Source organism: Glutamicibacter sp. NPDC127525 (assembly GCF_042672105.1).
GTDB lineage: Bacteria > Actinomycetota > Actinomycetes > Actinomycetales > Micrococcaceae > Glutamicibacter.
Map to the genome: position 1 here is coordinate 521,693 of NZ_JBHXVN010000001.1, position 22,968 is coordinate 544,660.

Annotated in this window: 23 protein-coding genes and 1 tRNA gene; 13 read left to right on the forward strand and 11 right to left on the reverse strand. The window is 56.4% G+C overall.

The annotated features are described in order from the left end of the window. Nucleotides 1-152: 152 nt before the first annotated feature. The 3 genes from pepN to ACFVHU_RS02400 all read left to right on the forward strand — a co-directional run bounded on the left by pepN (nt 153) and on the right by ACFVHU_RS02400 (nt 3,797). Nucleotides 153-2,708 (forward strand): aminopeptidase N, encoded by a 2,556-nt coding sequence (gene pepN, locus ACFVHU_RS02390; RefSeq protein WP_105659201.1) that lies wholly within the window; start codon nt 153-155, stop codon nt 2,706-2,708. Nucleotides 2,709-2,789: 81 nt separating this feature from the next. After that, complete coding sequence (locus tag ACFVHU_RS02395) at nt 2,790-3,266, forward strand: OsmC family protein (RefSeq protein WP_332486839.1); 477 nt, start codon at nt 2,790-2,792, stop codon at nt 3,264-3,266. Between the two features lie 12 nt (nt 3,267-3,278). After that, entirely contained in the window at nt 3,279-3,797 is a 519-nt protein-coding gene (locus tag ACFVHU_RS02400) for a globin (protein WP_105659199.1), read from the forward strand. Nucleotides 3,798-3,853: 56 nt separating this feature from the next. Here the strand turns inward: ACFVHU_RS02400 and ACFVHU_RS02405 are convergent, their stop codons facing one another. Continuing rightward, on the reverse strand, nt 3,854-4,513 hold the full coding sequence (locus ACFVHU_RS02405) for a hypothetical protein (RefSeq protein ID WP_332498343.1): 660 nt from the start codon (nt 4,511-4,513) through the stop codon (nt 3,854-3,856). A 173-nt stretch (nt 4,514-4,686) separates the two neighbouring features. Between ACFVHU_RS02405 and ACFVHU_RS02410 the strand changes: the two genes are divergently transcribed. After that, nucleotides 4,687-5,580, forward strand: a complete 894-nt coding sequence (locus ACFVHU_RS02410; protein ID WP_105659197.1) for an acyl-CoA thioesterase II — start codon at nt 4,687-4,689, stop codon at nt 5,578-5,580. Between the two features lie 31 nt (nt 5,581-5,611). Here the strand turns inward: ACFVHU_RS02410 and ACFVHU_RS02415 are convergent, their stop codons facing one another. After that, a complete protein-coding gene (locus ACFVHU_RS02415; RefSeq protein WP_105659196.1) occupies nt 5,612-7,348 on the reverse strand; it encodes an MOSC domain-containing protein in 1,737 nt (578 codons plus the stop codon). Nucleotides 7,349-7,457: 109 nt separating this feature from the next. Next, complete coding sequence (gene soxR, locus ACFVHU_RS02420; RefSeq protein WP_105659195.1) at nt 7,458-7,964, reverse strand: redox-sensitive transcriptional activator SoxR; 507 nt, start codon at nt 7,962-7,964, stop codon at nt 7,458-7,460. Between the two features lie 132 nt (nt 7,965-8,096). Here soxR and ACFVHU_RS02425 point away from each other — a divergent pair, with 132 nt between their 5' ends. After that, nucleotides 8,097-8,603 carry a flavin reductase family protein gene (locus ACFVHU_RS02425; protein ID WP_166650788.1) on the forward strand — a complete coding sequence of 169 codons (507 nt, stop codon included), beginning with the start codon at nt 8,097-8,099 and terminating at the stop codon, nt 8,601-8,603. A 68-nt stretch (nt 8,604-8,671) separates the two neighbouring features. Here ACFVHU_RS02425 and ettA read toward each other — a convergent pair whose 3' ends face one another. From ettA to ACFVHU_RS02440, 3 genes are all read right to left on the reverse strand, one after another. Further along, entirely contained in the window at nt 8,672-10,354 is a 1,683-nt protein-coding gene (gene ettA, locus ACFVHU_RS02430; protein ID WP_105661447.1) for an energy-dependent translational throttle protein EttA, read from the reverse strand. Nucleotides 10,355-10,467: 113 nt separating this feature from the next. Further along, nucleotides 10,468-10,917 (reverse strand): single-stranded DNA-binding protein, encoded by a 450-nt coding sequence (locus ACFVHU_RS02435; protein ID WP_105659229.1) that lies wholly within the window; start codon nt 10,915-10,917, stop codon nt 10,468-10,470. Nucleotides 10,918-11,008: 91 nt separating this feature from the next. Continuing rightward, on the reverse strand, nt 11,009-11,884 hold the full coding sequence (locus tag ACFVHU_RS02440) for a CPBP family intramembrane glutamic endopeptidase (RefSeq protein ID WP_133834188.1): 876 nt from the start codon (nt 11,882-11,884) through the stop codon (nt 11,009-11,011). Nucleotides 11,885-12,010: 126 nt separating this feature from the next. Here ACFVHU_RS02440 and ACFVHU_RS02445 point away from each other — a divergent pair. Next, nucleotides 12,011-12,084, forward strand: a tRNA-Arg gene (locus tag ACFVHU_RS02445). Nucleotides 12,085-12,164: 80 nt separating this feature from the next. Here ACFVHU_RS02445 and ACFVHU_RS02450 read toward each other — a convergent pair. Then, nucleotides 12,165-13,877, reverse strand: a complete 1,713-nt coding sequence (locus ACFVHU_RS02450) for an FAD-binding dehydrogenase (protein WP_286134578.1) — start codon at nt 13,875-13,877, stop codon at nt 12,165-12,167. A 293-nt stretch (nt 13,878-14,170) separates the two neighbouring features. Here ACFVHU_RS02450 and ACFVHU_RS02455 point away from each other — a divergent pair, with 293 nt between their 5' ends. Next, nucleotides 14,171-15,388, forward strand: coding sequence for an MFS transporter (locus ACFVHU_RS02455; RefSeq protein WP_105659215.1), 1,218 nt, complete (start codon nt 14,171-14,173; stop codon nt 15,386-15,388). On the opposite strand, the gene ACFVHU_RS02460 is transcribed toward ACFVHU_RS02455, so the two are convergent. Then, a complete protein-coding gene (locus ACFVHU_RS02460; RefSeq protein ID WP_105659214.1) occupies nt 15,385-15,831 on the reverse strand; it encodes an Lrp/AsnC family transcriptional regulator in 447 nt (148 codons plus the stop codon). The genes ACFVHU_RS02455 and ACFVHU_RS02460 overlap by 4 nt on opposite strands. A gap of 154 nt (nt 15,832-15,985) precedes the next feature. Between ACFVHU_RS02460 and ACFVHU_RS02465 the strand changes: the two genes are divergently transcribed. The 6 genes from ACFVHU_RS02465 (at nt 15,986) to ACFVHU_RS02490 (ending at nt 21,373) form a co-directional block, all read left to right on the forward strand. Further along, nucleotides 15,986-16,702, forward strand: a complete 717-nt coding sequence (locus tag ACFVHU_RS02465) for a LysE family translocator (RefSeq protein ID WP_105661450.1) — start codon at nt 15,986-15,988, stop codon at nt 16,700-16,702. 148 nt (nt 16,703-16,850) lie between these two features. Next, nucleotides 16,851-17,540, forward strand: coding sequence for an energy-coupling factor ABC transporter ATP-binding protein (locus ACFVHU_RS02470; protein WP_105656637.1), 690 nt, complete (start codon nt 16,851-16,853; stop codon nt 17,538-17,540). After that, nucleotides 17,537-18,142 (forward strand): energy-coupling factor transporter transmembrane protein EcfT, encoded by a 606-nt coding sequence (locus tag ACFVHU_RS02475; protein WP_166650789.1) that lies wholly within the window; start codon nt 17,537-17,539, stop codon nt 18,140-18,142. Before ACFVHU_RS02470 ends, ACFVHU_RS02475 begins: the two co-directional genes overlap by 4 nt. Before the next feature lie 45 nt (nt 18,143-18,187). Continuing rightward, nucleotides 18,188-18,769 carry a biotin transporter BioY gene (locus ACFVHU_RS02480; protein WP_105656639.1) on the forward strand — a complete coding sequence of 194 codons (582 nt, stop codon included), beginning with the start codon at nt 18,188-18,190 and terminating at the stop codon, nt 18,767-18,769. Between the two features lie 4 nt (nt 18,770-18,773). After that, nucleotides 18,774-20,213 carry a class I adenylate-forming enzyme family protein gene (locus ACFVHU_RS02485; protein ID WP_388022243.1) on the forward strand — a complete coding sequence of 480 codons (1,440 nt, stop codon included), beginning with the start codon at nt 18,774-18,776 and terminating at the stop codon, nt 20,211-20,213. Beyond that, complete coding sequence (locus tag ACFVHU_RS02490; protein WP_388022245.1) at nt 20,210-21,373, forward strand: thiolase family protein; 1,164 nt, start codon at nt 20,210-20,212, stop codon at nt 21,371-21,373. The genes ACFVHU_RS02485 and ACFVHU_RS02490 overlap by 4 nt, the downstream gene beginning before the upstream one ends. Nucleotides 21,374-21,405: 32 nt before the next feature. Here ACFVHU_RS02490 and ACFVHU_RS02495 read toward each other — a convergent pair whose 3' ends face one another. From ACFVHU_RS02495 to sufC, 3 genes are all read right to left on the reverse strand, one after another. Next, on the reverse strand, nt 21,406-21,675 hold the full coding sequence (locus tag ACFVHU_RS02495) for a metal-sulfur cluster assembly factor (protein WP_388022248.1): 270 nt from the start codon (nt 21,673-21,675) through the stop codon (nt 21,406-21,408). A gap of 147 nt (nt 21,676-21,822) precedes the next feature. Then, nucleotides 21,823-22,167 carry a metal-sulfur cluster assembly factor gene (locus tag ACFVHU_RS02500; protein WP_133834193.1) on the reverse strand — a complete coding sequence of 115 codons (345 nt, stop codon included), beginning with the start codon at nt 22,165-22,167 and terminating at the stop codon, nt 21,823-21,825. A gap of 10 nt (nt 22,168-22,177) precedes the next feature. Beyond that, a complete protein-coding gene (gene sufC / locus ACFVHU_RS02505; RefSeq protein WP_105656644.1) occupies nt 22,178-22,936 on the reverse strand; it encodes a Fe-S cluster assembly ATPase SufC in 759 nt (252 codons plus the stop codon). Between the last annotated feature and the right edge of the window lie 32 nt (nt 22,937-22,968).

Sequence of the window (22,968 nt, forward strand, 5' to 3'; positions counted from 1 at the left end):
TGCAATTTCGGGACGCTATTGGAAAATTGAGTAAATTGTTCGGCCCGATGACTTGCGCAATGCCCGGTCAAAGGTGACACAATAGACAGATATTCAATATTCATTTCACAACTTCCACCGGTGGATAGCCATCGCCAAGAATTGGAGAACCCATGCCAGGAATGAACCTCACTCGCGCCGAGGCCAGCGAACGCGCAAATCTGCTCAACGTTGACAGCTATGAGGTAAGCCTGGATCTTACTCGCGGTGAGCGCGTCTTCACTTCCAAGACTACGGTGCGGTTCTCCGCCACCGCCGGCGCTTCGACATTCATTGATGCAGTCACCGACTCGGTACGCTCCATCAATCTCAATGGCGTCGAGCTGGACCCAGCGCAGCATTCAGATGGCATCCGTATCCAGTTGCCGAACCTCGCCGCAGAAAACCTACTCGTGATCGACGCGGACGCGCTGTACATGAACACCGGCGAAGGCCTGCATCGATTCGTAGACCCAGTGGACCAGGAAGTCTACTTGTACACCCAGTTCGAGGTCGCGGACTGCCGGCGCATGTTCGCCGTCTTCGAGCAGCCTGATTTGAAGGCCACCTTCCAGTTCTCGGTCACCGCGCCAAAATACTGGAACGTTGTTTCCAACGCCCCGACTCCTGCGCCAGAGGAAAACGGGAATTCAGCAACTTGGGCCTTTGCCCCAACCCAGCGGATCTCGTGCTACATCACTGCCCTGATCGCAGGCCCCTACCAGGTCGCCCGCGATTCGCTGGTTTCCTCCAGCGGCCGCACCATCGAGCTGGGTGTCTTCGCCCGCGCATCCATGATGCAGTACCTGGACGTCGAGAACATCGTCACCGTGACCCGTCAGGGTTTCGAATTCTACGAGAAGAACTTCGGCACCCCATACCCATTCGAGAAGTACGATCAGTTGTTCGTTCCCGAATTCAACGCAGGCGCCATGGAAAACGCTGGAGCGGTGACCTTCCTCGAGGAATACATCTTCCGTTCCCGTCCAACCGGTGCCATGATTGAGCGCCGCGCGATCACCATCCTGCATGAGCTGGCACACATGTGGTTCGGTGACCTGGTCACCATGAAGTGGTGGAACGATCTGTGGCTCAATGAGTCCTTCGCAGAATTCATGTCCACTCTGGCGGCCGCGCAGAACACCGAGTTCACCAGCGCTTGGACCACCTTCAATACGTTGGAGAAGAACTGGGCCTACCGCCAGGACCAGTTGCCTTCCACCCACCCCATTGTCGCGGAGATCAATGACCTTGAAGACGTAGAGGTCAACTTCGATGGAATCACCTATGCCAAGGGGGCCAGCGTTCTGCGCCAGCTGGTAGCTTTCGTAGGCCAGGAAGAATTCATGGCTGGCGTACGCGAGTACTTCGCCAAGCATGCCTGGAAGAACACCGAGCTGCCAGACCTGCTCAAGGAACTGGAAGCCGCCAGCGGCCGCGATCTCAGCGGCTGGGGCGCATCCTGGCTGGAAACCGCTGGTGTGAACACCCTCAAAGCCGAAATTGAAACCGGCAATGACGGTGCTATTACGTCCTTTGCCATTCGCCAGTCCGCCGTTGCCCAGTTCCCGACTTTGCGCCAGCACCGACTTGCTGTTGGCTTCTACTCGCTCGATGAGGCCGGAACGCTGCAGCGCGTGCACCGCGAAGAACTTGATATCGATGGCGAGCTCACCTTCGTTCCCGCGCTGGCCGGCATGAAGCGCCCGGATTTGGTTCTGCTCAATGACGATGACCTGACCTACGCGAAGATCCGCCTGGATGAAGTTTCCTTGGCGACTGCCACCGAGCATCTGAAGGACTTCCAGGAGTCGCTGCCGCGCACTCTTGTTTGGTCAGCCGCGTGGGACTCTGTACGTGATGCCGAAGCCCCTGCAAGCACCTACGTCCAGTTGCTGCTGAACAATATTGGCCACGAGGTGGATTCCACGGTGATCATGGTGCTGTTGCGCCAGCTGAACACCTCGCTGGATCTTTTTGTTGCTGCAGAACGCAGCGAAGAACTTTCGGTGCAGGCTGCCGACCAGCTGTGGCAGCTGGCTTCCAATGCTGAAGCAGGCTCCGACGCGCAGCTGCAGTTCGTCAAGGCCTTCGCGCACCGCTCGCGCGCCGCCGCCCAGTTGGATCGCGTCAGGAACTTGTTCGACGGCTCGGCAAGCTTGCCAGGCCTGGCCGTTGACACCGATTTGCGCTGGTCCTTCGCAATCGCGCTGAGTGCCGGCGGCTACCTGAGCGATGCTGATCTCGACGCAGTTCTGGCCAGCGACGACACGGCCAAGGGCAAGGCGTCGTGGTACACCGCGCGAGCTTCCCGCCCAACTGCAGAAGCAAAGGCAGAGGCATTCGGGGCGGCAACCGCTGCTACCTTGTCCAACGATCAGCAAAGCGCCGTCATTTCCGGTTTCAACAACGTGCACCAGAACGCGTTGATCTCCGGATACGCCGAGGACTACTTCGGGCTGCTCGTCAACGCGTGGGAATCCTACTCGCATGAGATGGCCAAGCAGATTGTGATCGGCTTCTACCCCAGCTCCAACGTCTCGCAGGAAACTTTGGACCAGACGGATGCATTCCTGGAATCCCTGGGATCCAAGCACGCGGCGATGCGCCGTCTGCTGGTGGAATCGCGTGCCGACGTGGTCCGGGCTCTCGCTGCGCGTCGGGCGGACGCCGAGGCACTAGAAATCTAGGGTCGCTCGGATGGTGGCGGCGGCTTCTGCTCAATGCGGAAGCCGCCGCCACCTTTCGGTTAAAAGTGGGAGAATAGACCTATGGACCTCTCGCAACATGAATATCGGGTAGGGCTCGAATGGACAGGCAATCGTGGAACCGGAACGGAAAGCTACCGCAGCTACGGCCGGGACCATGTATTGCGCGCATCGGGCTTGCCAGATTTGCCGGGCACCGCGGATCCAACATTCCATGGGGATCGCGATCGCTGGAATCCAGAACAACTCCTGCTTGCTGCCCTGAGCCAATGCCACATGCTCTCGTATCTGCATGTAGCAGTTACCCACGGCGTGAATATCACGGGTTATACGGACGATGCTTCTGGAACACTGCGTCTCAATCGGGATAACAGCGGTGAATTCACCCAAGCCATCTTGCGGCCCGTCGTTTACCTTGCCGATGAATCCCAACGAGAACTTGCCGATTCGCTCCACTCCCAGGCGAACAAGGTTTGCTTCATCGCCCGGTCCGTCAACTTCCCGGTTCTCCACGAGCCGGTATCCCCTAGCTCCTCCTGAGGATTTTTACGAATGACTGAAAACCTGCCACTTGCACATGACCCGAAAAAGGATCCCTTCAGCAATCCCCTGGTTCTAGGCCGATCCAGCCAAGAATTCTTGGATGCCGCCGAAACGCCGATCGACGTTGCCAACTATCCCGGTACCTTCTACGCAGAGGTTGGCGGTCGCGAGATTTTCGCTCAGCTGACCAAGAATTTCTACAGTTCCGTTGCCGAAGACGAGGATTTCCGTCGGATGTATCCAGAGAAGGAGCTTCGGGCTGCCCAAGTTCGCCTCCAGCTGTTCCTGGAACAATACTGGGGTGGTCCGACAACGTTCTCCGAGCATCGTGGCCACCCTCGGCTCCGCATGCGTCATGCAAATTACCCGGTGAACGGCCACTACCGTGATGTCTGGCTGGGCCATATGAACAAGGCTATCGACCAGCTAGAGCTGCCAATGCTGCAGGCCGAAACCCTTCGGGACTACTTCGAGCGTGCGGCTCACTCGTTGCTGAACACTCCGGATGAACACCGGAATCTGCTCTAAGAATTTATGGACTAGAACCGCCACGGGCGAGTTCTAGTCCATATCCTTATTACTGCTTAGCCGAGCAAAGAGGCTTTGCGGACAAGGACATGCCCTCGCTCGTTACTCAGTCGAGTCCAACTGCCATTGCGGAGTACTCGGCTTTGCCCGCCAGGCGCCAGGAAACCCAAGGCATGCATGGCAAATGCGGAGCCCATAGGAATCTTCAAATCTTCTCCTTGCACATCCGCAGCCCAAATTCGCTGCCGTATCTGCACAAGCACAGGCAATCCCGGGTTTTCCGGCAATGCTTGGGCGACGGCGTCGATGCCGTTTTGAGCTGAGGAAGTTAGCATGTCGTTCGCTACGGCTCCTGCATCTTCCCAGCCTGAGACCGGCACGGAGATCCCAGCCCATTTAGGGTTCTCTTCAACCGGTGGGAGCGCGAAGTCGACGGTTGACTCCCCCATGCGAGCAAGGCGATCCTGGATCGATGCCAAGGAATAGCTGGCCTTGAGATCTGCAGGCTGCGCCAAGCGATGAACTCGCATTCCGAGGATGGTATAGCCGCCTTGACCGAGGTCGGAAGGGACCAAAACAGGTACATAGACAGCCAAGGCCGTATTTCGAGCGACGAATTGGGCCGCATCATCTTCAATTGTTTTCGCCCGGCTAATAAAGTTCGCTAAGTCGCTTACTGAATTACTGTCGTCGAAAATCACCGCATCACTAGCCATATATTTATCGTCTCACGGAGCGGCAACTACGCGTGGCGACTTTGCTCATGGCGTGATGCTGCTCCGTGAAACGTATAGTTTTCCTATGAGCCCGAATCTCAACTGAAAATATTACTTTCGAGTAGCATTAAATTTGGTTTTGTTCCGCTATCGCATTCCAAGGAGCCCGCACAGTGACCGAAGACCTAGGCACCACCCAGATCCTGCTGGATCTGTTGAATCTGGATGGAGAAGACCAGGCGCGCACGGATGAGGATATCTTCATCGGCCATACCCCTGGGCAGACTCGACCTCGCGTCTTTGGCGGGCAGGTTCTGGCCCAATCGATCATGGCCGCCACGCGTACAGTTGAAGCGACCCGTGCGATCCATTCCCTGCACGGTTACTTCCTGCGTCCGGGAGACCCGAACCAGAACATCACTTTCGGCGTACAGCGCCTGCGCGATGGCCGCTCATTTTCCGCACGTCGAGTGCACGCCTACCAAAATGGCGAACCGATCCTGTCAATGATCACCTCATTCCAGGAACCGGCAAACGGCCTCGAACACCATGATCCAATGCCTGCCGGAATCCCGGATCCCGAGTCGCTTCCGACTACCGCAGATCTCGTGGGGCACCTGGACCATCCAGTGGCAAAGGAATGGGCTTTCGAACGGCCTTTCGACGTCCGGCATGTTTCGGAACCGATCTACCTTCCAGGAAATTCGGCCAAGCTTGCCGATAGTGCGGTTTGGCTGCGCACCACCTCGGCAATGCCCAATGAGCCCGCCCTGCACCGAGCTGCCTTGGCTTACGCGAGCGACTACATGCTACTTGAGCCTGCCCTGCGAGCCCATGGAGTGCCATGGGTACATCGCGGCTTGAGCATCGCCAGCCTCGATCACGCAATGTGGTGGCACCGGGATTTCCGAGTCGATGAATGGCTGCTCTACGTACTTCATTCGCCATCGGCCTCGTCGGCCCGCGGACTTGGTGCGGGAAAGTTCTACAACAAGGCAGGCGAGCTCGTCGCGACCGTCGCCCAGGAAGGCATGATCCGCCTGCCTGAGTTCGCAGAGGGGCACTAGCCCTCAATCGATAGCGCACCGCCCGCGTGGTTCATGCGTCCAGTTCAATATCGCCTGCTGGTACGGCCATACAGGCGAGGATCTGGCCCGGCGCTACGCGGGCGCTCGGCTCCAACGGGTAGGAAATCCTGCCCCTGAGCAGGCTAACGGCGCATTCGCCGCAAGAACCCGAGCGGCAAAGACTAGCCGGTTCAAGCCCTTGCTCTTCCAGCGCATCAAGCAACACTCCATTCTCCGCACTCCAGGTGAAATTCTTTTCGCTCCCACGACAAGAGACTTCTGCGGGCGGATAGTTCTCAAAAAGGCGTTCCAGATCGGTCGCTGGTGATGCGAAGGTTTCGCTGTAAATCTGCGAAGCAGAAATTCCCGCTTGCTCGCACGCCTCGAATACCATCTTGGTGAACTCTTCAGGCCCGCACACCACCACCCTGCTGCAACCGCGTAGTCGTGCTGCGATCGCAGCAGCCGCTGGCCGCCCCTCGGAGGTGTCGATGCGATCCAAGCTGATTGGCGCCTTCAGCCCGGCAGCCATCTGTTCCAGCCGGCAGTACAAGGCACTGGCTCCGCCACGTTCGACATGGATGAACCTCAGATCTTGGCTGCCATTCACCGCTGCAGCATCCCCGAGCAGCCCCAAAGCAGGAGTGATGCCAATTCCAGCGCTGACGATGGCAGTGCTGGAGCCTAGTACATTAGCCGAGGTCAGCACACCGTACGGCCCTGAGACAAGAAGTTGCTCGTCCTCCTGCAGCTGTGCTATTTTCGCTGAAGCTTCACCTTGGATGCGAACGGCGATACTAATGCCCCGGTCGCTCACCGAGGTGATGGTGTAATTTCTCCACAGCGGATCTGGCAAGTGAACCCTTAGATGCATGCCCGGTTCATACTCAGACTTAATCCATCCGTAAGGATCGTGAAGCAGCAGTTCGACTACTCCTGAGCCCAAGTCCTCGTTTCGAAGTATGGTCATGAACCGTGGAGAGATCTTCACTGGAACCAGTTCTTCGGCTTCTGTTGCTTCGTTTTCTATTTCAATTGAGGCGCCAGTCTCCAAGACCCCGGATTCCAGAACGGTTCCATAAATGCCACAGTGAACGTGGCCAAAGTGCGTTGCCAGCAAACGGGGTCCGTTGGTATCGACTTCGGTAGTATCCGGATTTACCGAGGTTGCTGAGCAACGGGCGATTGATTTGGTAATGGCAATACGGGTTTCGCCTATGCGCAGCACTTTGCCAATAAGCCCATATTCCGAGTATGCGGGCAGGCCTTCCACCACAAGGTTGCCTCGATACCGCCGGGGATCCAAGTGCACCCCGGATACTCGCGACAGCTCCGCAACCGTATTGGGGTTAATAATCGAAATGCCCGACAGTCGCGAATCGAACATTCCTTGCGGTGCAGACACCAATCTTCGCGGTTTTGGCCCCTGCGCCGGCAAGTGATTCGACAGATAGGCGCTGGCGGCATCCCTGCCATGATGGCTACTGGCATCAAAGGTCAATGGTGCCGCACCTGTAGATGCTGGCGCGGTCATGGTGATAAGTGGAAAACTGGATTCAACTTGCCACTTTTGCAGGCTCTTGTTGTTCTTGAGAATAGTGAAGCTTAGGCAGCTCTGCCACTGCCCGTCTTGGTGCTCAATTGTGCCGTTTCCGAAGGCGACACAGCGATCGCCCTCTAGCCCGCTTCCCTTTTTGGCTGCGACCGAACTGACTGCTTCGCCTGGTAGCCCTTTAACAGGAAAGCGATATATTTGAGCAATTTTCATGATTACATTCTAGTAAGTGCCGAGTTCAGTACGGGAGTTCCAGGCGGCGCCAATCGAAGGCGCCAGAGGATATCGGAATTTCAAAACAGGTAATGTTCTGCCCCTCCGGCTACATGGACTGCTCCCCGGCATCTGCGGGTGCTTCCAATCGCCGCGCGCCCACACCTTCACGCGCCAATTGGTCTTCCGGATTCAGGAGGCTGCAGGCCTGCATCGACAGGCAGCCGCATCCAATGCATCCCATAAGCCGATCTTCTAATTCCTCGATGGCACGCCGCCTCGCTTCGAGTACTTTCTTCCATTCCTCTGTCGCGCGAAGCCAGTCTCTTTCCTCGGGGATTTTTCCCATCGGCACTGGTGCCAAAGCACGCTTGATGTCGCTGAGTGGGATGCCCAACTTACTGCCGACACTGATCAACGAGATACGACGCAGCAAGTGGCGAGGATAGCGTCGCTGATTCCCCGCTGTCCGCATGGAAACGATCAGCCCAATATCTTCGTAATAATGCAGTGCAGATCTGGCCACACCAGTGCGTTCGCTAACCTGCCCGATGCTTAGCAGCTCACGCCCGGGAAAATTTTTTTCGCAATCCCCAGATTCCGCTGTGTGAAGCATCACCACCCCTTTCCTTGACCTCAAGTTTACTTGAGGTCTTAGGGTGGAAGTATTCAAAGTTGTTGGCAAAAGCTCGGGCTTTTGCATCAGTTACTGGAGTTTTATTCCAACTCCAGGCAAAGGAGCGGCTCAGTGAGCGAATTATCAGATGGATTCCGTACAGCCTTCCGTCACCATCCTGCTGGAGTAGCAGTGATTACTGCAGCGGTCGACGGGGCATTCTACGGTTTAACTATCTCTTCCCTCGCTTCACTTTCCATTGATCCCGTTGCCGTTTCGTTCTCGCTGGCCAAAGAATCCGGCGCTGCCGGCGCTGTGCTAGCAGCACCGAGTTTCGTGATCCATATGCTCGGCGAAGACCAGCACGAGCTGGCAAATAATTTCGCGCGCCCGGGTGCCCCACGATTTACCAGCGATCAACATTTCCGGGTCTTGCCCACCGGCGAGCCACATTTCATCGAGGCTCCCGTTGCTTTCCGCGCCAGTATCCACTCCTCCATCAGCGTTGGAGGCTCCCGCCTGATTGCTGCTGAAGTCCATGCGGTACTCTTCGGGCATGCGCAACAGCAACACCTGCTTTACCAGGATCGCGAGTATCTGAAATTGTCCGGATTGCGTGCCGATTCGACGACGAGCTAATTGAACGATGCCTCCTGCGGCATAAAAATAGCCGCCACAAATGTGGCGGCTATTTTCATGCCCGTGGATTAGTCGCGGGTCAGGCGACGGTGGGTAACACGGTGCGGCTTAGCCGCGTCGGCACCCAATCGTTCAACCTTGTTGCTCTCGTAAGAGTCGAAGTTGCCTTCGAACCAGTACCAGTTCGATGGGTTCTCCTCAGTGCCCTCGTACGACAAGATGTGGGTCGCGACTCGGTCCAGGAACCAACGGTCGTGGGAGACCACTACAGCGCAACCCGGGAACTCAAGCAGCGCGTTTTCCAACGACGACAGGGTTTCAACGTCCAAGTCGTTAGTAGGCTCATCGAGCAGCAACAGGTTGCCACCCTGCTTGAGGGTCAGTGCCAGGTTCAGACGGTTGCGCTCACCACCGGAGAGAACACCTGCCTTCTTCTGCTGGTCTGGGCCCTTGAACCCGAACGCCGAAACGTAGGCACGCGATGGCATCTCAACTTGACCGACGTTGATGTAATCGAGGCCGTCAGAAACGACCTCCCACAACGACTTCTCTGGGTCGATATTTTCGCGATTCTGGTCGACATAGGAAATCTTGACCGTGTCGCCGACCTTCAGGGTGCCACCGTCAAGCTCTTCCATGCCAACGATGGTCTTGAACAGGGTCGACTTGCCGACGCCGTTGGGACCAATGACACCCACGATGCCGTTGCGCGGTAGCGAGAAGGACAGACCATCGATCAATACACGATCGCCGAATCCCTTCTTCAAGTTTTCGGCTTCGATTACCAGCTGGCCCAGGCGCGGGCCTGGCGGAATCTGGATTTCTTCGAAGTCCAGCTTGCGGGTGCGCTCGGCTTCCGCAGCCATTTCCTCGTAGCGCGCCAGACGAGCCTTCGACTTAGTCTGACGGCCCTTGGCGTTCGAACGAACCCACTCGAGTTCTTCTGCCAGACGCTTAGCAAGCTTCTGGTCTTTCTTGCCCTGAACTTCCATGCGCTCGCGCTTCTTCTCCAGGTAAGTGGAGTAGTTGCCCTCGTATGGGTGCAGGCGACCGCGGTCAACTTCACAGATCCATTCGGCGACATGGTCCAGGAAGTAGCGGTCGTGGGTTACGGCCAGCACGGCGCCCGGGTAAGATGCCAGGTGCTGTTCCAGCCACAGTACGGACTCTGCGTCCAAGTGGTTAGTAGGCTCATCGAGCAGCAGCAAGTCCGGCTTCTGCAGGAGAAGCTTGCACAGTGCTACACGTCGACGTTCACCACCGGAGAGGTGGGTAACTTTCTCGTCGCCTGGTGGGCAGCGCAGCGCGTCCATTGCCTGTTCGAGCTGATTGTCAATGTCCCAAGCGTCGGCAGCGTCAATCGCTTCCTGCAGCTTGCCCATTTCTTCCAGGAGCGTGTCGAAGTCGGCACCGTCCTGTGCCATCTCTTCCGAGATTTCGTTGAAGCGAGTGATCTTTTCATAGATCTCGCCAACACCTTCCTGGACGTTGCCCAGGACGGTCTTTTCTTCATTCAGTGGGGGTTCCTGCAGCAGGATGCCTACCGAGTAGCCCGGTGAAAGACGCGCTTCACCGTTGGAGGGAGTATCGATCCCCGCCATGATCTTTAGGATCGTTGACTTACCAGCACCGTTGGGTCCCACGACGCCAATTTTGGCACCGGGGAAGAACGACATGCTGACATTGTCAAGGATGACTTTGTCGCCAACGGCCTTGCGAGCCTTGGTCATCGTGTAAATGAATTCCGCCATGTTCTTAAGGCTAGTCTGTTGCGGGGGTCATTTCCGAATCCACACACCACTATTTTGGGTTGGTGGTGCCCGGATTCACACGAAACCCTCAAACACCACCAGAACACGCGTCTTCAGGCCGCTTCCCCATCCTCGCTTTGCCAGCTCGCTTCAGTGTCGGACGAACGTGACGGGTGCTGCACACGCTCCATTTCGCCGGTATCTGTCCGTACACGGTTGAAGGAACTCGTTCCAAAACGCAGATCGTGACCAATTGAATAAGCCTCGATATCTGCGCTATTCCCTCGCGAGCCATCTGCTCGTTCGAATTCTCGGATCTGCAACTTTCCGAAAATCATTACATGGTCGCCTTGCCCCAGGGATTCCATGGAATTCTCTCCCAGGGCACGGAACGCCGAAACCGCATACCAATTGGTCGGCCCGTCGACCCACTGCCCTGTTTCAAGATCGCGTTTTCGCTCATGCGTCGCTACTCGGAATTTCAAGATAGAAACGCCCTTGGGCGTAATGCTGAGTTGAGGTTCCGTTCCGACAATTCCGCGGATTGTCACAAGATCGCTCATTGGACTGCCTCCTATTGGATACAAATGGCAGAAGCCTTTTCTGCCATTGAATCCGATGATGGCGCACCGCAAGATCCGGTCGGACGCAAAGTCAACGGCCTGTGGATAAATCTTTAGCCCATTGAGGTTTGAATGCGCCTTTCAATAGCATGGCGGCTATGACGATTCCTGGCAAGATCCAGCCGGACCAACCCATGATTGATGCTTTTGTTGCGTCCAAAGGAACTCCCATCACCATAAACAGTGAAACCAATCCCACGCTGGCGTTGAAGGCTCCATGCGCCAAAGCCGCTGGCCATACGGAATCACTGTAGGTACGCAACCAGCCAAGGAAGGCGCCAAATACGGTACACATGCCGCACATAGCCATGACTCCCCACGCGCCCGTAGCCATCGGATAGTTGTAGCCCAGAAGCACCAATGGTGCATGCCAGATCCCCCAGACGACGCCGGATACAAGAATTGATACAAGTTGCCCATAAGGCTGCAGGCGAATCCAAAGCCATCCCCGCCAACCAATCTCCTCTCCTAAAGCAAACAAGGAATTCATGAGGCCAGCGACAACTATCAACCCCGCCTGTCCGAGAAGGTAGATTGTCGGGCCTTCCTGGCCGGAGACAACGCGCAGTACGGTGAAATTCTGCAGATCACCAGGGAAGACCCCTAGCCATGTTCCGATGAAGGGCGCTTGAAGTATGAGCCCGAGCGGAATCACATAGGACAGCACCAGTGCGATGGCAAACTTCCCCGGACGCTTGATTGGCCAGAGCCCAACCTCGGAGGTGAAGCTCGTTAGCCGGCGTTCGACAATGGCAATCACTAGAGCAGCGATGGTCGGGGTAAACATCATTGCCATGGCGATTCCTGGAAGCTTGGCATCATTTATGCCTTCTCCCATCCAAAGCGGCAACGCTACGGCCCAAGCTAAAACCACGCTTAGCACACAGAAGCACACGATGCTCAACACGCTACCGATTCTCAATTTCGGCAACTTAACTACTCCTAATCAGATGATGATCTACATTCGTTTCTCCAGCCTATCGGCCTCAAGTCGTATTTTTGGTGATCAATGAGCTAAACTATTTTCGGTTATGCCTCCGTAGCTCAGCTGGATAGAGCAAGAGCCTTCTAATCTCTAGGTCGCCGGTTCGAATCCGGCCGGGGGTACGAAATAAACCGCCGTTCACTTGGTAATACAAGTGAACGGCGGTTTTCGCATCTATCCAGATCTAGGAATTTGACCAGTGTTAGGCCTCATTTCTAGCTTGAGGCCCTTTCCGGCCGAGCCTGTCAGCCAGCCCTCGTCCTATTTGCCGGCCACTAAATAAGCACCCGCCCAAGAAAGTTCCTTCCAGCGCGTTGTACCCATGCATCCCGCCGCCCCCGAATCCAGAAGCTTCACCGGCCGCATAAAGCCCGTCAAGAACTGTTCCGTCGTATTTGAGGACTCGCCCAGATAGGTCTGTCTGCAGTCCGCCTAATGACTTTCGCGTCAGAATGTGCAGCTTCACAGCTATCAATGGCCCCGCCGCAGGATCGAGTATCCTGTGCGGAGCAACTGCTCGGGTCAAACGGTCTCCGATGTACTTTCGGGCATTGCGGATAGATTGAATTTGGCGATCTTTGCTAAATGGATTTTCAGTTTGCGAATCACGAACCATTAGTTGCTGGTGAAGCCGCATCGGATCAATATGTGCTTCCGGCGCGATTGCATTCATCTTCGTCACGAGCTCCTCGACGGTAGTCGCTGAAACGAAATCCGCACCTTTGTTCAAGAAATCCGTGACCGGCCCCGGAGCACCCTTGCCAAAGAACCGGTCCTTGATAACTCCGGCTTTATCCCGATTAGTCAGATCTGGATTTTGCTCCGACCCTGACAGCGCAAACTCCTTCTCGATAATTCGCTGATTTAGCACGAACCATGAATAGTCGTACTTTCGCGCAGTGGGATCGGTGCGCAGGTATTTCAACGTGCCCAAAGTGTCGTGCCCCGGAAGGCAAGGAGGACGAAGGCGGTTCCCTTCGGCATCGAACCACATCGGGCTTGGACCGGGCAAAATTCTAATTCCATGAGCGGGCCAAATTGGGTTCCAATTCTGGATTCCCTCTGTGTAATGCCACATTCGATCGCGGTTAACAAGACGCGCCCCCACCTCCTGCGAGAGTTCAATGCCGCTGCCGTCAACATAATTCGGAACGCCGGTAATCATGCGCCCCGGCGCGATGCCGAGCCTGTCGGGCCAGAGTTTCCGAACCAGGTCCTGATTTCCGCCTATTCCCCCGGTTGCAATCACCACTGCTTCAGCCGAAAACTCGAACTCCGAAACCACGTTTCTTGACGACTGTTGCCCGCGTGGAGCGTCATCAGGCGACAAGACCTCACCGCGAACGCCGGTAACTGAACCGTCAGTGGTCACCAATCCAGTAACCCTGTGGCGGTTGAGCAACTCGGCATGTCCCGTTTGCAGTCCGTCGAGCACCCTATTCACAAATGGCATCGATACCCCGGTGCCAGTTCCCCAGGCGATGTGAAATCTGGGTACAGAATTCCCATGCCCTTCGGCGCGACCATCGCCGCGCTCTGCCCAGCCCACAACTGGAGTCAGATCTATGCCTTTTTGCTTGATCCAGGACCGTTTTTCAGTAGCTGCGAACTCCACGTAGGCTTTGGCCCAACGTTGCGCCCACAGGTCCTCATCGTCCAACCGGTCAAATTGTGCACTATGCTGCCAATCCGACCAGGCAAGGTCAAAAGAATCACGAACTCCCAAGCGGCGCTGTTCAGGAGTATCAACGAGAAACAGTCCCCCAAAAGACCAGTAAGCCTGGCCGCCGAGATTACCCCTGTTTTCCTGATCCAGGATTCGGACTCTCAGTCCTGCATCAAGTGCCTCGGACGCTGCAACCAGCCCGGCCAATCCAGCACCCACGATGATCACTCCGCATTGTTCGGAACTCAACTTCACGATCCCACCTCTGCACGCAAGAAATTTACGAGTTTTCATCTCGAGCGTACTTCCCGGTGGGCAATGCCACCATACCCGTATTTTCCGCAAAGAAATCTGCTGACTAGCGAGAACTTTCGTTCTTCACCACCGTTTCTCTTCCTGGTCCGGCCGTCGAATCTGTGAATGTCATGATCGTGAGCCGTGCAGCGGCGCATAATCACTCAGAATCCCGACTGAACAGTAACTTATCCCCCTAATTTGAGATAAACTCTAGGAATTGTAGAAATCGAAAGGGACAGTGCCCGATGACCCAACTGGTCGCCCACCTCGCGCGACAGAGAATCACGGAACGCACCAGCATCAATCTAATATTCCTTCTTGCAGGATTATCTTTTGCGACTTGGGCAGGCCGCCTCTCCATTATCGACGCTGTTTTCGATTTCTCTGGCTTGAACCTCGGATCGTTCTTGATTTGCAGCACCATCGGAACTTTGCTCGGAATCTCCCTTATTCCGTCGGTGAGCAAATTCGTTCCAACACGCCGCCTGTTGTGCTGTTTGCCCATCGGATTAGCAGCATGTTTGGTCGTACTGGGCATAGCCATTTCGATAACCGAGGAAGCCACTCTTGCCTACGTAGCCCTGTTCTTTTACGGGCTTACTTTTGGCTGTTTGGACATCATGATGAACGTCAGCGGCGCACAGGTTGAACGTCGTGTCGGCCGCAGCATCATGCCTTCCCTTCATGGGTTCTTCAGCCTGGGAACCCTAATTGGCGCCGGGGTGGCAACAGCAACCATTTCCTTGAATATCTCGAGCCTTTGGCACTTCTCGTTTGTCGCGGTCATCATTCTTCTTCTCGCTTACGTTGCCCATCGAGGTATTACCTGCTGGGAAAACGAAAATTTGGTTCCAATCAACAAGGATGTCCCCCAGAACCGAATTCAATCAACGCACAAAATGGGACTCTTGCTGCTGCTTGGCATAATGGTCGCCGGTTTAAGTTTCAGCGAGGGTGCGGCCAATGATTGGATTGCCGTTACTTCGGTTGACGGGCACGGTTTCAAGCATCAAATTGGCGCGCTCATGTTCACCTTGTTCGTCGCAGCAATGACGCTGGGACGCTTTGTCGGCGGTCGCCTTGTGGACCGCTTCGGCACGAAAAATACACTCCTGATCATGGGAATTATCGGCCTTCTCGGCGTCGGCTTGTTCATCACCGGCACAAGTCCCTCCCTAGTAGGCCTCGGTGCAGCATTGTGGGGCCTCGGTAGCTCGCTCGGCTTCCCCTTGGGCATGAGCATCGCTGCTTCCCGCGGAGAACGCCTGGGTCCAAAAGCGGTGAGCATCGTCAGTGCGTTTGGATATGGAGCAATGCTTGGCGGTCCACCATTTATTGGTTTCGTCGTCGATACCTTGAAGTTGCCTCAGGCCTTATGGATTTGCGCGGTAGTTCTGATTATTTCGTTGTCCTTGACGCCGGCGGTAACCCGCAACCGGAAGCCGTCCGACAAGACGTCCTAGACGGGCAGAACCGCACGCTCCTTGATGTTTCGCATGACTATGGTGCTCGTCAATTTTTCCACGCCCGGTAGATCAACTAGGACCTCGTCGTATACACGCTGGTAATGCGGCAGATCCTTGGCAAAGACTCGCAATAGGAAGTCTGGCTCGCCGAAAAGGCGCTGCGCATCAACTATTAGCTCTTCCCTCTCTACTGCTAATTCAAAATGCTTAAGCTGCGCTCTGTCTTTCAACGTGACGAAAACCAGGGCCTCGAATCCCAGTCCAACCTTCTCCGGGTCAATCACCGCTTGGTAGCCGCTGATGACTCCCCTGCGCTCAAGATCTTTGATCCGGCGATGGCAGGGAGCCACCGATAGCCCAACTTTTGCAGCTACCGCGGTAGCGCTCATCCGTCCGTCATTCTGCAACTCGGCCAAGATCGCACGGTCTAGTTCATCCATGAAATCAGACTACAGCACAAATAATTTGCGCCATTTAACGCCAGAGCAATTTTTTCTTGCCGAAGGGCCGGGTATCCCCAAAGAATCGGCAAGCACATTTCACGATTTTTTCCTTACTGTTATCAGAGCACAGGTTTCTAGATTTGGAGAAGCAATGGATCTCTCGCAGTTCACCGGGTTCCTCTTGGTATCGGTGACGTTGGCGTGCACGCCCGGCGCCGACTGGGCGTACATCATTTCCTCTGCACTGGGCAAAACCAGCTATCGCCCAGCCGTATGGGGATTGCTCTCGGGATACCTGGTTCATACTGCATTGCTGGTGTGCGGAATTGCGGCCCTGGTCGCGAGTTCCCCGTCACTTCTCCTCTGGCTCACGGCAGCCGGATCGGTCTATCTGCTGTGGCTAGGCATTGCGACCCTGCGTTCCTGCAGGAACGCCAGGTTCTTTGATGCCAATGCTCCATCTACCTCCGAAATTGAAGCACTCGATGGCGATTACCCTCGGAGCAATCCCGAACCTACCGATAGCACCGTCGCGCTGTTGGACAAGGTCCGTCATCGATCGCTACGCGGCCAATTCCTCAAGGGCCTGCTCACCAGCGGCACTAACCCCAAGGCACTACTGCTGTATGTGGCCCTCATCCCGCAGTACCTGGATTCATCCCTGGATCTTCCGCTCTCCCTGCAAACCGGCGCTCTTGGGCTTACTCATTTCGCGGTATCGATCCTCGTGTACTTCTCCGTTGCATTGGCTGCCAGGGTGCTGCTTCGCTCCCGGCCCATGGCGGCACGCATCGTAACCATGTGCTCCGGAACCATAATGATCCTCTTGGCCCTGGGCTTGGTCTACGAACAATTCTTCGTCGCATAAGAATTTATTGAACACTGATCAAGACAATTGAACGGTGATCAAGTATGCTCTTAATCGATGGCTCTTCGGTCATCTGTAACGCAAGCATGAATGGCTGTCCGATCATGGAGCCCGCCGTTCAAGCTACGAACCTTGCGCTGGAGCACTCGTGGAACTACCCCCAATTCGATTTGAGAATGTCACTGTCCGCTTTGAAGAGCGCGATGTCCTCAAAGATGTGCGATTGACTCTCAACGAACAGCGCATCGGCATTATCGGGGCAAACGGTGCTGGGAAGAGTACGCTCTCCCGGCTCATCAATGGCCTCGTTTTGCCTACTGAAGGATCCGTGCACGTTGGCGACCTGAACACTCGGAATCATGCAAAGCAGATCCGCCGCGATGTTGGTTTTGTCTTCCAGAATCCAGCAAATCAAATCATCATGCCGCTGGTCTCTGAAGACATTGCGTTCGGACTGAAGAATTTGCAAATTCCCAAAGCAGAGCGCCAATTGCGCGTGCATGAGACACTGGCAGAGCTCAACATCTCGCATCTGGCAGATCGCGAAAGCCACACTCTTTCCGGCGGCGAGCAGCAAATGGTCGCACTCGCTTCCGTCCTTGCCATGCGGCCACGAACCATTGTTTTCGATGAACCCACTACGATGCTGGATCTGCGCAATCGACTCGCGTTCCAACGCGAAATAGCCAAGCTGGCGCAACGTGCAATTGTGGTGACGCACGATTTGGAAATACTTGAAGATTTCGACCGCGTTCTCGTGGTCACCGACGGAGCTATCGCATTCGATGGCCGACCGGAAGAAGCAATCGCCCATTACCGCCAATGGAGCCACGCATGATCGCGGCCAAGAATACTTCGTATCTAGCGCGTGTTAAGCCGGGATGGAAATTCGGAACATTGCTGGTTCTGAGCATCGGGCTTTACTTGATTAGCTCGTGGCAGGTCTTGCTGCCCCTGTTCATTCTCAGTGCGATACTGCTGCTTTCGGCTAGGGTCGACCTCAAGCAACTGCGCATGCCACTGTTCTCATTGGCCATGATTCTCGGCATCGTCTTCATTCTTCTCGCCCTGCAAACCGATTGGGCCAACGCCGTGGTCTCGGTCCTGCGGCTGCTGACCATGTGCCTGATGGCCTACGCCGTCAGCCTCACCACAAGCTTTGACGCGATGCTCGAGCTCTTCCAACAGGTTGCCTCTCCATTACGATTCCTTGGAGCTAATCCAGCGCAAATCGCATTGGGATTGTCCATGACAATACGGTTCATTCCGGAATTGAAAAAGGTATACCTCGAAGTCCGCGAAGCCCAGCATGCTCGGGGTCTGGGCAACAATCCGTTGGCCGTGAGTGTCCCATTAGTTATCAGATCACTAAAAATCGCTGACGAGACAGCCGAAGCGTTAGACGCCCGCGGCTACGATTCAGCACCTTACCGACGCTAAGCGCGTCAGCTACTTCCATCTCGCTCGCACTTCCAAGGAAACACAATGCCAACTCGCACCGACTCAACTTCGCAAACTCGCAATACGGTATACGTCGCAGTCTTTGCCGCCATGATCGCGGCCATGGGGCTCCTTCCCCCTATTACATTGGGGATCATCCCGGTACCCATTACCCTGCAAACCCTGGGTGTCATGCTGGCCGGCGCCTTATTGGGACCTTGGCGAGGTTCATTGGCCTCACTGGTTGTCGTAGTCCTGTCTTTGGCAGGGCTGCCCTTGTTGGCTGGTGGGCGTGGTGGGCTTGGAGTCCTGTTCGGGCCGACCGGCGGATATCTCATTGGATGGATTTTCGGGTCACTCGTTATTGGAGCCCTCTTCAAATACTGGGTTCTGCGCTACGAAAACAAGGTCGCCCGATTCATGTCCGGACTGGCCTCGGCTCTCCTTGGCGGAATCGTCGTCATCTATCTGTTTGGCGTTCCGTGGACCGCTGCTGTTACCGGGCTTGCTCTGGGCACATCCTTGCTGGGGTCTCTCGGATTCCTGCCCGGGGACGTCCTCAAAGCCGTAGTCGCCACCCTGGTGGCCCTGACCGTGCACCGTAGCTACCGCGGGTTGATGAAGTAGCTCGATGGAACTGTGGCAGGCACTGGCAAGGTGGGCCAATCAACGACCGGATCATCTTGCCCTGCTCACGGTTGAAAGCCGGCTGACTTATGCGCAGTTGGCCAGCAGAAGCGGTGCTCTGGCCAAGCGGCTAGAATCCGTTCCAGGCAATCGGATCGCTGTGCACACCAGCGATCCGATTGAGATGGCCATCGCTTTTTATGCGATCGCGCGCAGTGGCAAGACATTGGTGGTGATTGACCCTGCTTGGCCCGGAAATCTGGCCACTTCCATGGCAGCAGTTCTTCTATGCGATTTTGTGCTTGAATCGACGGTTCCGCGGCCTTTGCCCGGCGTCCCAAGATTCGCCTTGCCGCCCGAGCCACCCGAGCCCGGTGAATACATTGTGCCCGCGACCAAGACTCATTGCGCTGAAGTCCTGCTGATCATTTGCACTTCTGGAAGCTCATCGCGTCCCAAGCCTGTGCTCCGGAGTGCTGCATCGTGGGAAGCGTCCCTGAGTGCCGGCGCCACGATTTTGGGCGCTTCGCCAGAGGATTCCACTCTTTGCCCGAGTCCCATTTCCCACGGTCTGGGCCTCTACGCGATGGTCGAGTCCCTGCATGCTGGCGGCACCTTCATGGCTTCCGGAAAATGGGATCAAAAGGGCGTTGCGTCTTTGCTGGCGCGCGTCAGCTGCACCCGTATCGTCAGCGTACCGACAATTCTTGGCAAGGTGCTGGCCCTGGATGACCCGGCACTGTTCTCCAGCCTGCGATTGGTCATCAGCGGCGGGGAATCCCTGGACCAGGCGACCGTTCAAGCGCTTCACCAGATGGCTCCGTCGGCGCGCTGCGTTGAATATTTCGGGAGCAGCGAGCACAGCCTCATCGCGTATCGCGAGCGACTGGCCAACCATCCGCGAACTCCCTATTTCGACGGTCAGCTGTTTCCCGGGGTGCAGGCTCACACCCATGAGGCAACGCCGGGTTCAGGCTTTGGCTCGCTCTATATCGATAGCCCGTTCAACGCCAAGGGGTACGACCTTAGCTCGGACTCTGTCATCGCTCGGTGCGGCACAGCAATCGGCATTGGTGATCAGGCGAAGCTCCTGGGTTCAAATCGCATCGTCCTGTCCCGTCGCAACGACGGGATGATGAATCTCAACGGAAACAATATCCACCCGGGCGAAGTGGGCGCAGCGCTTAATGCCGAGGGGCTGGCCAATGCCGTAGTGCGGATCGATGCATCGAGCGCACCAGCCAGGTTGCTGGCCTACACGGTTTCGCCACCCCGCAATCCGTCCGCTCTTCTCACAGGCCTGCAGAAGCATTTGCCCCAGTACAAGATCCCGCACCAAATCATCTACTTGCGATCGTGGCCCGAGACCTTCAGCGGAAAATTGAATGCCTCGGCTTTGGACTTCCAGGATCTGAACATTGAACGGAGCGACTGGCTCAGATGAATGACGCCTTCATTATCAATGCAGCACGCACGCCCATCGTCAGAGCAGGCAAGGAGTATTCCCGCATTACCGCAGACCAACTGCTGGCTCGGGTGATCAACGCGCTAATAGATCGAAGCGGCATCTCCCCTGCGGATGTAGACCACGTATTTGCCGGCAATGCGGCGGGACCGGGCGGAAATATAGCGCGAGTGTCTGCTTTGGCGTCGGTGCTGCCCAAGACCGTCAGCGCGACCAGCATCGATGCCCAATGTGCCAGTGGACTGGACGCAATTGCCGCCGCTGCGCGGATGATACGTTGCGGTGAAGCGCATGTCGTGGTGGCCGGTGGCGTGGAGTCGGTGAGTACCGCGCCATGGCGGGTTGAAAAGCAAACCTCCGTAATCCAGCCTCCGCGCCTCTACTCGCGTGCCCGATTCACTCCAAAGCGAGACCCGGACCCCGAAATGGGCGAAGCTGCGGAGAATATTGCCCAGTCCTACGGCATTGCACAAGAGCGGCAAGATTCTTTCGCATTGCAGAGCCACCAGCGTGCGCTGCGCGCTCAAGCGGCTGGACTCTTTGATCGCGAGCTTGTCACCGTGGATACAAGCAACGGGCAAGTAGCGGCCGACACCTGCCCCAGGCCCGGACTGACACTTCGCAAGCTCGCTGCGCTCAAGCCGGCATTCCTACCCGGTGGCACCGTGACTGCGGGAAACTCCTGCCCGATTAACGATGGTGCAGCCGCGGTAATCTTGGTGAGCGAACAAATGCGCCAGAGACTGAACTCAACCTTCGCAATGCGCTACCTTGCTTCTGCTTCAGGTGCTTGCGATCCCTGCATTCTCGGCATGGCGGCGGTACCGGCGTACCGCAAGCTCATCGGCCTGCTGCCATCCGCTGCTGCTTCCAGCACTCCACTGATCGAGTTCAACGAAGCCTTTGCGGTCCAGGCCCTGGCATGCCTCGATGAGCTAGGGATCACCGAGGTGACGGTGAACCAGGGTGGCGGGGCCTTGGCGTTGGGACACCCCTACGGTGCTAGCGGCGCGATTCTTGCGACTCGGCTGTTCTGGCAGGCCAACCAGGCTCGGATACCTGGGCAAAGGGCGATCGCGCTCATGGCCGCCGCGGGTGGCACCGGAAGCGCGGTTGCTTTCGAGTCAGTACCGCATTGAGCCCTTGGGGCATTGGCCTAGATGTTGAACCCCTAGGTCTGCATCTGATTCCGGCCGTCGACAAGGTTCTTCAGCACTTCATCAATCTGCGCTTCGAGTAGATCGGTCAGCGGGCAGGCAGGCGTCGTCAACGTCAAGTCGATTTCCAGGACTGAATCGCCGTCGAAACACCGTCCGTAAAGCAGGCCCAGGCCAACAATGTTGACTCCCAGCTCGAGGTCATTCACGTCCTTGGGTGCTTCGTCGATTTCTGCGATCGGCCACGTTGCGCTCTCATGTGCACCATTTGCGGCTTCGGACATGCGCTGCTCCCCGATTCTGCCCCGGGTACCCCTTTCCCTTTCGGCTCTTCCACGAGATACCAGAAGGAATGCAGGCCCCTCGGGCGTTAACGAACAGAACCGCTCACCCCCGTAGGGAGCAAGCGGTTCTGCTTGAAACAGCCTAAATTAGATGTTGAAGCCCAGGGCTCGCATCTGATCGCGACCGTCATCGGTGATTCGTTCTGGACCCCAAGGCGGCATCCAGACCCAGTTCAAACGGTGGTCGTCCACAACGCTCTCCAGCGCCTGGCCGACCTGCTCTTCGATAATATCGGTGAGCGGGCAAGCGGCGGTTGTCAGTGTGAGGTCCAGCAAGAGTACGCCGTCATCCGCGTACTTCAGGCCGTACAGCAAACCCAGGTCGACAATATTGACACCCAGTTCAGGGTCAATGACGTCCTTGAGCGCTTCCTCAACGTCTTCCAGAGGAGTCGTAGCGGCTCCCGTGCTCTGTTCGGTCGATTCGCTCATGATTGTAACCTTAGGCCTTGACGTTCAGGTAACGGTCGTAGCCTTCTTCTTCCAGACGGTCAGCCAGTTCCGGGCCGCCCTGTTCTGCAACTCGGCCATCCACGAACACGTGCACGAATTCTGGCTTGATGTAGCGCAGGATGCGGGTGTAGTGGGTGATGAGCAGGGTGCCCATTTCGTTCTCGTCCTGTGCGCGGTTAACGCCCTCGGAGACAACCTTCAGAGCGTCGACGTCCAGGCCGGAGTCGGTCTCGTCCAGCACTGCGAACTTGGGCTTGAACAGTTCCAGCTGCAGAATCTCGACGCGCTTCTTCTCGCCGCCGGAGAAGCCTTCGTTGACGTTACGGCCAGCGAAGTCGGCATCGATCTTCAGCTTGCTCATAGCTTCCTTGACGTCCTTGGTCCAAGTACGCAGCTTTGGAGCTTCGCCGTCGATGGCGGTCTTGGCGGTACGCAGGAAGTTGGTCATGGTTACGCCTGGTACCTCTACCGGGTACTGCATAGCCAGGAACAGGCCAGCCTTGGCGCGCTCGTCGACGCTCATCTCCAGGACATCTTCACCATCGAGGGTGATGGAGCCGGAGGTGACGTTGTAGCGCGGGTGGCCAGCGATGGTCGAAGCCAAGGTCGACTTGCCCGAGCCGTTAGGGCCCATGATTGCGTGGGTTTCGCCGGTCTTGATGGTCAGGGTTACACCCTTGAGAATTTCCTTCTCGCCCTGCTCGGTGTCAATCGAGACGTGCAGGTCCTTGATTTCCAGAGTAGACATACGTCGTTCCGTTTCTTTCTAAAAAGCGCTAA

Bases quoted from the DNA above. Each gene is read 5' to 3' on its own strand.
- ACFVHU_RS02395 (WP_332486839.1), top strand. From the start codon at position 2,790: ATGGACCTCTCGCAACATGAATATCGGGTAGGGCTCGAATGGACAGGC.
- ACFVHU_RS02455 (WP_105659215.1), top strand. From the start codon at position 14,171: ATGACCCAACTGGTCGCCCACCTCGCGCGACAGAGAATCACGGAACGC.
- ACFVHU_RS02405 (WP_332498343.1), bottom strand. From the start codon at position 4,513: ATGGCTAGTGATGCGGTGATTTTCGACGACAGTAATTCAGTAAGCGAC.
- ACFVHU_RS02465 (WP_105661450.1), top strand. From the start codon at position 15,986: ATGGATCTCTCGCAGTTCACCGGGTTCCTCTTGGTATCGGTGACGTTG.
- ACFVHU_RS02435 (WP_105659229.1), bottom strand. From the start codon at position 10,917: ATGAGCGATCTTGTGACAATCCGCGGAATTGTCGGAACGGAACCTCAA.
- ACFVHU_RS02500 (WP_133834193.1), bottom strand. From the start codon at position 22,167: ATGAGCGAATCGACCGAACAGAGCACGGGAGCCGCTACGACTCCTCTG.
- ACFVHU_RS02490 (WP_388022245.1), top strand. From the start codon at position 20,210: ATGAATGACGCCTTCATTATCAATGCAGCACGCACGCCCATCGTCAGA.
- ACFVHU_RS02400 (WP_105659199.1), top strand. From the start codon at position 3,279: ATGACTGAAAACCTGCCACTTGCACATGACCCGAAAAAGGATCCCTTC.
- ACFVHU_RS02495 (WP_388022248.1), bottom strand. From the start codon at position 21,675: ATGTCCGAAGCCGCAAATGGTGCACATGAGAGCGCAACGTGGCCGATC.
- soxR (WP_105659195.1), bottom strand. From the start codon at position 7,964: ATGCTTCACACAGCGGAATCTGGGGATTGCGAAAAAAATTTTCCCGGG.
- ACFVHU_RS02475 (WP_166650789.1), top strand. From the start codon at position 17,537: ATGATCGCGGCCAAGAATACTTCGTATCTAGCGCGTGTTAAGCCGGGA.
- ACFVHU_RS02480 (WP_105656639.1), top strand. From the start codon at position 18,188: ATGCCAACTCGCACCGACTCAACTTCGCAAACTCGCAATACGGTATAC.
- sufC (WP_105656644.1), bottom strand. From the start codon at position 22,936: ATGTCTACTCTGGAAATCAAGGACCTGCACGTCTCGATTGACACCGAG.
- ACFVHU_RS02415 (WP_105659196.1), bottom strand. From the start codon at position 7,348: ATGAAAATTGCTCAAATATATCGCTTTCCTGTTAAAGGGCTACCAGGC.
- pepN (WP_105659201.1), top strand. From the start codon at position 153: ATGCCAGGAATGAACCTCACTCGCGCCGAGGCCAGCGAACGCGCAAAT.
- ACFVHU_RS02485 (WP_388022243.1), top strand. From the start codon at position 18,774: ATGGAACTGTGGCAGGCACTGGCAAGGTGGGCCAATCAACGACCGGAT.
- ettA (WP_105661447.1), bottom strand. From the start codon at position 10,354: ATGGCGGAATTCATTTACACGATGACCAAGGCTCGCAAGGCCGTTGGC.
- ACFVHU_RS02460 (WP_105659214.1), bottom strand. From the start codon at position 15,831: ATGGATGAACTAGACCGTGCGATCTTGGCCGAGTTGCAGAATGACGGA.